This window comes from Serratia nevei (assembly GCF_024160145.1).
GTDB classification, from domain to species: Bacteria; Pseudomonadota; Gammaproteobacteria; order Enterobacterales; family Enterobacteriaceae; genus Serratia; species Serratia nevei_A.
The window spans coordinates 1-456 of sequence record NZ_JAMYWQ010000129.1; the positions used below are offsets into that span (position 1 = coordinate 1).

1 rRNA gene is annotated in these 456 nt (G+C 53.1%); it reads left to right on the plus strand.

Features of this window, described 5'->3' with window-relative positions:
* Nucleotides 1-456 (plus strand): 16S ribosomal RNA (locus M6G53_RS25075); the annotation flags it as partial.

The following is a 456-nucleotide window of genomic DNA, read 5'->3' on the forward strand; positions in this document are numbered from 1 at the left end:
TAGCTTCCTATGGGATGCAGCAGTGGGGAATATTGGGCAATGGGCGCAAGCCTGACCCAGCAACGCCGCGTGAAGGAAGAAGGCTTTCGGGTTGTAAACTTCTTTTCTCAGGGACGAAGCAAGTGACGGTACCTGAGGAATAAGCCACGGCTAACTACGTGCCAGCAGCCGCGGTAATACGTAGGTGGCAAGCGTTATCCGGATTTACTGGGTGTAAAGGGCGTGTAGGCGGGAAAGCAAGTCAGATGTGAAAACCACGGGCTCAACCTGTGGCCTGCATTTGAAACTGTTTTTCTTGAGTACTGGAGAGGCAGACGGAATTCCTAGTGTAGCGGTGAAATGCGTAGATATTAGGAGGAACACCAGTGGCGAAGGCGGTCTGCTGGACAGCAACTGACGCTGAGGCGCGAAAGCGTGGGGAGCAAACAGGATTAGATACCCAAGTAGTCCCGAAAC